Genomic DNA, 9,285 nt, shown 5'->3' on the forward strand with positions numbered 1-9,285 from the left:
TATTTTACCTTTGCTGGAGACATTTGACAAGAAAAAAAGCAATGTGATCCAGCAGTGTATTCACGTCTGCTGGATCACATTGCCTTTTTTCGCCTCTTTTTTATCGGTATAGAATGCTTTTCTACAACTATATTTTTATTGCTTACCTTTGCTTTAATGTTTGTCTCGCATGGTATCATTGCCTATTTACTAGAAACCACGACCATAGAATGGGATAACTTTCCCTATAATGCTTTAGGAATTATTGGGGGAGGGGCGCCTGCTTTTGCTGCATTATTTATGGTGTATGTGATGTATTCGGACAAGGAGCAAAAAGAGTTTTGGAAGAGTGTATATCATTATAAAGTTGAGTGGTTATGGTGGCCTATCAGCCTGCTCTCACCTTTAGTCATTGGTTTTATTGCGAATCTTATTTACCATGGAGGCTGGTGGGCTCCTGAAATAGAAATGGGACAGATTATAGCCTTTCCTCTTGCTTTCGGTGCCATGATTTTTGCAGGCGGTGTGGAAGAGTTAGGCTGGCGAGGCATTTTACAAGACAACTTATCAGAAAAAGTTTCTTTACCTGTAACTGGTATAGTTATAGGAGTCTTGTGGGGTGTTTGGCATCTGCCGCTGTTTTTAATTGATGTGTTTGCCCACTACCACTACGATTTCTCTACGTATTTACTGACAACCATTGTCTATTCGCTGATACTGACGCTAATTGTCTACAAAACTAAAAGTGTCTTGCTTGCGATTTTAATGCATGCAGGAATTAACGCGTTCGGGAATCTTGGTTTTGGTATTCCAATGGTACTTGATACAGGAGTTATCATATATCTTTTGGTACTTATACTCCTTATTGCTTTTCCTCTTTATTTTTTGGATAAGCCAAATCATTAACACTTATATAATAAGAAGAGATTAAAGTATACACAAAAAATGCATTCCTCCTTTTATTATCTTATGGAAGAGGAAAAAGGGGAATGCATTTTTTACATTTAAGTGTTTGAATTACTTGGTAGAAAAGATTACTATAGCATGCTTTTACACAAAGAGATGATAAGGTATGTCAGTCCGCTACATTTACACATAAGTATTCAAGCGAAACGCATAGTAGTTGTGTGAACTATAAAAATTATCATTTACTGGCAACTCTACCAGTTTGAGGCATCAGTAGGTTGATTAAGTGCAGTAGTCCAATCGCTATTCTTTATTTTTAGAAAGGTTAAAGAAACGCCGTGCATATTATATGAAGTGAGATGAGAACCTACTTTGATATAATCGACCTCAATATTTTCAATTTGTAAGAGGCGCCGTAAATCATTAGTAAATATATACTGTTCCATAAGTGTCGTAGACCCAAGTCCGTTAACCAAAATTGCAAATTTATCATTATTATTCCAGTCGATTATTCGTCTCATTTTATTTACCAGCTCAATAGCAAGCTGTTCTGAAGAATGATAGGGAACTTTTCTGTAGCCTTCTTCCCCGTGTATACCGACTCCGTAAGAAACTTCATGATCTCCAAGTTCGAATACTGGCTTGGAGCTGTCCGGGAGAACGGCACTTTTCAATGCAACTCCAAGTGTAAATAGGTTCGCAGTTAACTCGTCACCAACTTGTTTTAATTCTGTAAGAGAAGCCCCTTCCTGAGCATAAAATCCTAAGATTTTATGGACAAGAACAGTACCCGCAACTCCTCTATGTCTTTTTTTAAATGATGTTTTACCTTCTATAGAATGATCATCGGATACACATACAAGTTCAACTTGGTGGCCGTAACTTTCAGCTAAGCTTTTTGCTTCGGTAAAAGAAGTGACATCAGCTGTGAAGTTTTTTACGACCAGAAGCACCCCTTTGCCAGAGTCTGCTTTTTCTATTGCTTCTACTATTTGTTCTGGTTTCGGTGGTATAAAGAAATCTCCGTTAATACTTGCTGTGAGTAACCCTTCTCCAACATATCCAAAATGGGCAGGCTCATGTCCACTTCCACCCCCACTGATAACAGCCACTTTGTCCAGGTTTTTTTTGTATACAATCCTATTCTCTGCGTCAAGATGAAGTCGGTTCTTGTGTTCAAAGTGATAACCTGACAGCATGGCAAGAGTATTAAATTGTGGATTGTTTTGAATTTGTTTCGGTTTCATAATAAATTATATCCTCCTTATTTTCCACATATATCTAAAAGGTGTAAATACAAATTATCTGCTATTTCTTTATGTGGAGTTTTACATCCTGACTCGATCCACTCTATAAGAGTCCCAACCATACCATGACTTAAGAAACGTGCAAGAAATACTTTTCTTTTATCTGTATATTCTGCATTCGTAAAAGATTCATCATTTAATATTTCTAGATAAAGGTCCTGTAAATTCTCAAACAAGGATCTAGAGAAACTATTTTGTTCGTAAAGCAATAAAGCATTCCGGTAAAAATCCTGCTCACGATAAAAATAGACAAAAATATATTCTAGTATTGAGTCCCATCTTTCATAATCAATAAAATCGCGAATGTTTTCTTGGCTTTCAGTTTTATAAATCCACTCAATTAATTCGTATTTGTCTTGAAAGTGATAATAAAAAGTTTGCCTTCTTAAATCAGCCTGCTTCATTATATCACTGACGGTGATTTTGGCAAAAGACATCTTATTCATTAAGTTTTTAAAGGAATAAGCAATTACTTTCTTGGTGATCAGCGACTGGTCCATATCATACCCCCAGGTAAAGCGCATCGTATAGCAGCAGTATATATAGTATAGTTTAAATCAATATTAAGTAAAAATGAAGCTAGACATGCTAAATTTTGACACATCAAAGAATCTGTCCGTTTTTTTAAAAGCGCTTTCACTATAAACTGTAAGTGTACCAAGAAAATATCAAACGGAGGTTATTATGGATAAAATATTTGTCAGTCCAAGTCGATACATTCAAGGGAAAGATTTAGTCAGTCACGCAGGTCAGTACATGGAGCATTTCGGACAGAAGGTGCTTGTCTTAGCCGATGAATTTGTACAAAAAATCGCAGCCAACCAACTCATTGACAATATAAACGAAAGCTTTGACATCACAAAAGTGACGTTTAACGGTGAATGTTCCACCAAGGAAATTAACCGAGTCAGCGAACTGGCCCAGGATCATGGTGTTGACTTTGTCTTAGGGATGGGCGCAGGGAAGGCGTTGGATACAGCTAAAGCTGTAGCGGACCGCAACAATGTGCCGATTGTCGTATTTCCAACACTTGCCTCAACCGATGCGCCAACGTCCGGCCTATCAGTGGTGTACACAGAAGCCGGAGAATTTGAACAGTATTTGTTTTACAAGAAAAATCCTGATTTAGTCTTAATGGATACCGCTATTGTGGCACAAGCACCCGCTCGTATGATGGCCTCCGGTATTTCAGATGCACTGGCAACGCTAGTTGAAGCGCGCGCAGTGAAACAGAAAAACGGCAACACGATGAGTGGCGGAAAAGCGACGATTGCCGGTTTTGCGATCGCCGAAAAGTGTGAAGAGGTTCTGTTTGATTACGCCCTGCTAGCCTATGAAGCCAATAAAGAGAAAATCGTGACCCCTGCATTGGAAGCGGTTGTAGAAGCCAACACCTTATTATCAGGCCTCGGTTTCGAGGATTCCGGCCTGGCTGCGGCTCACGCGATTCATAATGGGTTCACAGCCGTTGAAGGAGATATTCACCACTTGTCTCATGGAGAAAAAGTGGCTTACGGAACACTCACACAGCTGGTGCTTGAGAACAAGACGATTGATGAGATTAACCGCTATTTGGAGCTGTATATCCAACTAGACCTTCCTGTGACTTTAGAACAGATGCACCTTGAAGACAAGTCTTTTGACGAATTGCTGGAGATTGGTAAGTCGGCTACAAAAGAAGGCGAGACAATGAGCAATATGCCTTTTGATGTAACACCAGAAGATGTGGCACAGGCTCTGAGAGCCGTGGATGCCTTTGCGCGTTTATATATGAGCAAGAAATGAGTAGCAGGATAATGAAAAACACAATTAAATAAAGAACCCCCAACTTAATAGACAGCCATAAAGACGTTTAAAAAAATTCAGTATCTAATCGGTAAAAGAGAATGAGGCATTTAAAGGAGATAGAAAATTGAAAAAAATTATCAATACACCAGATACGCTAATGATGGAAATGTGCAATGGTATCGTCATGGCACATCCTGAACTTGAGCTTATAAAAAAATATAAAATAATTAAGAAAAAAGACATAAATACGGATAAGGTTACCTTGATAAGCGGGGGTGGCAGTGGACACGAACCTGCCATGCTGGTTTTGTTGGAAAAGGAATGTTGGACGTCGCGGTTTGTGGAGAAGTATTTGCCTCTCCTTCTCAAATACAAGTTTACCAGGCTTTAAAAGCATCCGGAGGAAATAAGGGTACGTTGTTGATTATAAAGAACTATTCCGGAGATGTCATGAACTTTAAAAATGCAGCCCATTTAGCTGAAGAAGATGGCATGCAAGTCGATTACGTAAAAGTAGAAGATGATATTGCCGTTGAAGACAGCTTGTACACTGTTGGAAGAAGAGGGGTTGCAGGAACTGTACTGGTCCACAAAGTAGCTGGAGCAGCAGCAGAAGAGGGTAAAGATTTGCCAGAAGTTAAGAGACTGGCTCAAAAAGCCGCAGATAACGTAAGGAGTATAGGAATGGCACTCACTTCATGTACTGTTCCTGCAAAAGGCTCTCCAACCTTTAAATTAGCTGAAGACGAAATGGAGTACGGAGTAGGTATTCATGGCGAACCAGGAATTAGAAAAGAAAAAGTGATGCCTGCTAGTCAGTTAGCAGAAAGAATGGTAGCGGACCTTTTAAAAGATTTAAATGTTGAAAAAGATTCATCGGAAGAATTAGTGGTGCTGGTTAATGGTTTCGGGGCAACACCTTTACAAGAGCTGTATTTGTTTAACCAAGAAGTGGCTAAGCAAATTGATGCCAGCGGACTGAAAATCAACCGGACCTTCGTCGGCAACTATATGACCAGTATCGATATGGCAGGCGTATCCTTGTCGATTATGAAACTTGACGATGAACTGAAAAAACTAGTCTCTCTAGAAAGTGATGCACCGGCATTTAAAGTTTCTGGAGAAGTCAATCAAGTTGAATTTGTAGATGTTTTAGAAGAAGAGACAGATAAACCCGTTTCTTTTGAAGTTGAAACAAGTGAATCAAGTGCAAAACTATCTGATGATGAACTAACGTTAGATAACATGATTTATTTAGTGGATAAGATGAGTGAAATTATTATCGAAAATGAAGCGCCGTTTTGTGAGCTGGACGCACATGCTGGAGATGGGGATTTCGGAATGAGCATCTCTAAAGGGTTTAAACAGGTCAAGAGGGAATGGCACTATATATTAGAAAAATCAGCTGATATTGGTGAGTTTTTAGAAGAGTGTTCTCTAATTATCATGAAAAACTGTGGAGGAGCATCCGGGCCTATTTGGGGATCAGCTTTCAGATCAGCAGGAAAGCAGGTAGAAGGGAAAACTGTACTGACTGTTTCTGAATTTGCTGAAATGATGGCTTCTGCTGTTAAAGGGATACAGGACACTGGAGAGCGATCCTTCGGAAAAGGTGCAGATATTGGCGATAAAACACTCATTGATGCATTGATTCCTTGCCAAAAAGCATTAGCTGAAAGTGCACAAAACAATGAGACGTTCAAAGAAGCGTTTAAGAGTGGAGCAGCTGCTGCTGTTGAAGGAGCCGAAAAAACTAAAGATACCGTGGCTCACATGGGTCGAGCGGGTACAGTTGGGGAGCGAAGCATTGGACATCCAGATGCTGGGGCATATGCTTTAGGCGTTATCTTCACCGAACTGTCCGAATCAGTTAAATAAGATAAACTTAGGGTATTGTGCTTAAAAAAGCCATTAAAGTAAGGGCTGAGTTCAAAGTGAGAACTGTGTACGTAACTCAGCCCAGAATAAGGAGGCGACAAATTGGAAACAACTTTAACACAACAGCTGCTAGGAGAATATCTAGGGACCTTGATTTTAATCCTTCTTGGGGATGGCGCAGTTGCAGCAAGTGTTTTAAAAAAGACAAAATCTTACGACACTGGCTGGCTGATGATTACTATAGGATGGGGACTGGCAGTGGCTATTGCTGTATATGCAGTTGGCTGGTTATCGCCGGCTCATATCAATCCTGCAGTGACAGTTGGTATGGCCGTTGCTGGAGAAATCGGATGGGGGTCAGTTATTCCTTACATCATCGCACAAGTTGCTGGAGGGTTTACAGGAGCCATCTTAGTTTGGATTCATTACAAGATGCACTTTGATGCCACGTCTGACCAAGGTGCTATATTAGCCGTCTTCTCAACAGGCCCGGCTATTAAAGGTGAAAAATGGAATATACTATCCGAAATTATTGCAACAATTGTACTGGTTTTCTCTTTACTGGCATTTACGCAAGGTGAGTTTACAGAAGGATTGAATCCTTTAATTGTGGGCCTGCTTATTGTGGCTATTGGTATTTCTCTAGGGGGAACAACCGGCTATGCTATTAATCCAGCTCGAGATTTCGGGCCGAGATTAGCCCATCAAGCCTTACCGATAAAAAACAAAGGAAGTTCAGAATGGCATTATGCATGGATTCCTATTGTGGGGCCACTTGTCGGTGGCGCACTGGGTGCTCTGCTGTACCTGGCAATCTCTTTATAAAAAAAGACTATCAACGGATAGATCTCAGGCAGTAATTTTTGACACATGGGGTAATCTGTCCGTTTTGTTTAAAACGTTATCATTATATTATTAGTTTGTGAACAATAACACAAATACTATACAAAGGAGAGAATTAGAATGTTTGATTATTTTTTACCGACAACAAACTATTTTGGAAGAGGTTCAGTTAAGGTCGTAGGAGAAAAAGCAAAGTTGTTAGGTGGAACTAAAGTATTAGTAGTAACCGATGGATTTTTAAGCCAACTTTCAGGAGGGCCTGTCGAGCATGTGCTTGAGTTACTGAAAGCAGAAGGAATCGAATCAGTTATATACGATAAAGTAGAGCCGAATCCTAAAGATACAAATGTTTCTGATGGATTGAAAATCTATCAGGAAGAAAAGTGTGACATGATTATCACGGTTGGAGGAGGCAGTCCTCATGATTGTGGGAAAGGTATTGGGATTGCAGCGACACATGAAGGTGACTTGTATGATTACGCCGGAATTGACACGCTGGAAAATCCATTGCCTCCAATTATTGCAGTGAATACAACAGCTGGAACAGCAAGTGAGATCACTCGTCATGCTGTTATTACAAATACAGAACTTAAAATTAAGTATGTCATTGTGAGCTGGAGAAACACTCCGCTTGTTTCAATTAATGATCCACTGCTTATGCTGGGTAAACCAGCAGCATTAACAGCTGCAACAGGTATGGATGCCTTGACTCATGCTGTTGAATCATATATTACTCTAGGGGCTAATCCGGTTACAGATGCTGCAGCAATCCAGGCAATGAAACTTATCTCAAACAATTTGCGTCAAGCTGTTGCCAATGGGCAGAATATAGAAGCCAGAGAGAATATGGCTCATGCATCGTTATTAGCTGGAATGGCATTCAACAATTCGGGTCTAGGGTATGTTCACGCAATGGCTCACCAACTTGGAGGTTTGTATGATATGCCTCACGGTGTCGCTAATGCAGTACTGTTGCCACACGTTGCGAGATACAACCTTATTTCCAATCCTAAGAAATATGCAGATATGGCAAGTTTTCTGGGAGAAAACATTGAAGGTTTGTCCGTGATGGAAGCAGCAGATAAAACAATTGAAGCATTAAGAAGATTATCTTCAGATGTGGGCATTCCTACAGGACTAAAAGAGCTAGGTGTAAAAGAAGAAGACTTTGAATACATGGCAGAAATGGCCTTGAAAGATGGAAATGCAGGAACAAATCCGATTTCTGGAACAAAAGAAGACATTATTAAAATCTTTAAAGAAGCAATGTAAATACAATAAACGACTCGACCACTTTTTTTAAAGGTGGTCGAATCGTTTTAACAAAATGGTACACATATAAGAGCACGAAACATAGCTAAAGGAGGATCAGACGGTGGGGCTCAGTGAAATAAATAATGATTCTGGGCATTCAATAGGAAGAACCTATGCATTGACTCGTACAGCTTTATTTACAGCACTAGTGACACTGGGAAGACTAGGCTTCGCTTTTTTACCTAATGTACAGCCTATGACGGTGCTTGTCGTCTGCATCACCTTGTACTATGGCTGGAAGACAGGATTAGCGGTCTCAGTTTTGTCTGTACTATTGAGCAATATATATCTTGGAATGGGCCCATGGACTGTAGCTCAGATTATTGCATTTTCTATATTAGTGGGCTTGACCAATCTATTAAGGAATAAGCACCATAAAATGCCATTAGCAGTACTACAGTTATTTGCAGGTTTGTTGGGCATGCTCTACGGATTAATTATATCCGTGGTTCAGGCTCCATTTTTCGGTTGGAATATACTAGTGCCGTATTATTTATCGGGATTATTTTTCGACATTATGCATGCAGGAGGAAATATCGTATTTTTAGCGATTTTATATCCTCTGACAATGAATCTATTTTGCCGCATGGATGCAAAAAGAACATTTATGAAAAATAAAGGTAATAAAGGAGAAAAAAATGAATAAGAAAACAAATATCATTATATCAGGAGTGGTGGCTGCTTTAGTAGTTGTTGCGCTTATTTGGTTTATAAATGCAAATGATGGAAACTTGTTACCAGCAGGAAATTCAAAAGAAGTTTCAGTAATCATACGTAATCAAAGTGAAGAAATGGTGGATGATACGATAGAAGCAGATGAAAACGATAATTTACTTGATATTATGATTGAAAACTACGATATAGAGGTTACTGAGGAAGGTTTCATTGAAGCGATTGAAGGAGCGGAGCAAGACGTATCGGGCAACTTGTTTTGGGTATATGAAGTAAATGAAGAAATGGTGCCTGTAGGAGCTGAAGAATTTATACCTGAAGATGGTGACAGTATAGTTTGGGAATTGACTGAATTTTAAGAAGAAGATCAGTGAAAACAAAGTTGTGCATTGATGAGCAATTAAATAACGTTATCACATAAGTATAATGAACAAAAACAGCAGCGTTTTGACTTGATTGGATGAGCTGTTTGGAACTGTCAAATTTTTTATGAAAACTAAAAATTAAAGGTGGTGAAGGCCCACTGACTATACCAATCGGAGCCGCATTTGCCCTTGACAAACACTTGAATGGTTTCAGTTAAGGTCACAAGGGTGAC

Annotated in this window: 8 protein-coding genes and 1 pseudogene; 7 read left to right on the top strand and 2 right to left on the bottom strand. The window is 39.5% G+C overall.

Annotation, left to right across the window (positions count from 1 at the left end; genetic code table 11):
- The first annotated feature begins 54 nt into the window (after positions 1 to 54).
- Complete coding sequence (locus tag ACYQ2O_RS08285) at positions 55 to 885, top strand: CPBP family intramembrane glutamic endopeptidase (RefSeq protein ID WP_459796400.1); 831 nt, start codon at positions 55 to 57, stop codon at positions 883 to 885.
- Positions 886 to 1,139: 254 nt separating this feature from the next.
- Here the strand turns inward: ACYQ2O_RS08285 and dhaQ are convergent, their stop codons facing one another.
- Together dhaQ and dhaS are read right to left on the bottom strand one after the other, a co-directional pair.
- A complete protein-coding gene (gene dhaQ, locus ACYQ2O_RS08290) occupies positions 1,140 to 2,132 on the bottom strand; it encodes a DhaKLM operon coactivator DhaQ (RefSeq protein ID WP_459770746.1) in 993 nt (330 codons plus the stop codon).
- A 17-nt stretch (positions 2,133 to 2,149) separates the two neighbouring features.
- Positions 2,150 to 2,692 carry a dihydroxyacetone kinase transcriptional activator DhaS gene (gene dhaS, locus ACYQ2O_RS08295; RefSeq protein ID WP_459770744.1) on the bottom strand — a complete coding sequence of 181 codons (543 nt, stop codon included), beginning with the start codon at positions 2,690 to 2,692 and terminating at the stop codon, positions 2,150 to 2,152.
- A 184-nt stretch (positions 2,693 to 2,876) separates the two neighbouring features.
- Between dhaS and ACYQ2O_RS08300 the strand changes: the two genes are divergently transcribed.
- The 6 genes and pseudogenes from ACYQ2O_RS08300 to ACYQ2O_RS08325 all read left to right on the top strand — a co-directional run bounded on the left by ACYQ2O_RS08300 (position 2,877) and on the right by ACYQ2O_RS08325 (position 9,046).
- Entirely contained in the window at positions 2,877 to 3,977 is a 1,101-nt protein-coding gene (locus ACYQ2O_RS08300) for a glycerol dehydrogenase (protein ID WP_459770742.1), read from the top strand.
- Between the two features lie 127 nt (positions 3,978 to 4,104).
- Positions 4,105 to 5,858 (top strand): annotated as a pseudogene (gene dhaK / locus ACYQ2O_RS08305) (dihydroxyacetone kinase subunit DhaK).
- A 102-nt stretch (positions 5,859 to 5,960) separates the two neighbouring features.
- Positions 5,961 to 6,683 carry an MIP/aquaporin family protein gene (locus ACYQ2O_RS08310; RefSeq protein ID WP_459770741.1) on the top strand — a complete coding sequence of 241 codons (723 nt, stop codon included), beginning with the start codon at positions 5,961 to 5,963 and terminating at the stop codon, positions 6,681 to 6,683.
- A gap of 138 nt (positions 6,684 to 6,821) precedes the next feature.
- Positions 6,822 to 7,973 carry an iron-containing alcohol dehydrogenase gene (locus ACYQ2O_RS08315; RefSeq protein WP_459770739.1) on the top strand — a complete coding sequence of 384 codons (1,152 nt, stop codon included), beginning with the start codon at positions 6,822 to 6,824 and terminating at the stop codon, positions 7,971 to 7,973.
- 103 nt (positions 7,974 to 8,076) lie between these two features.
- Complete coding sequence (locus tag ACYQ2O_RS08320; protein ID WP_459770737.1) at positions 8,077 to 8,661, top strand: ECF transporter S component; 585 nt, start codon at positions 8,077 to 8,079, stop codon at positions 8,659 to 8,661.
- Positions 8,654 to 9,046 (top strand): DUF4430 domain-containing protein, encoded by a 393-nt coding sequence (locus ACYQ2O_RS08325; protein ID WP_459770736.1) that lies wholly within the window; start codon positions 8,654 to 8,656, stop codon positions 9,044 to 9,046. The genes ACYQ2O_RS08320 and ACYQ2O_RS08325 overlap by 8 nt, the downstream gene beginning before the upstream one ends.
- Positions 9,047 to 9,285 lie beyond the last annotated feature (239 nt).

The sequence above is a fragment of the Alkalibacterium sp. m-11 genome (assembly GCF_054658155.1).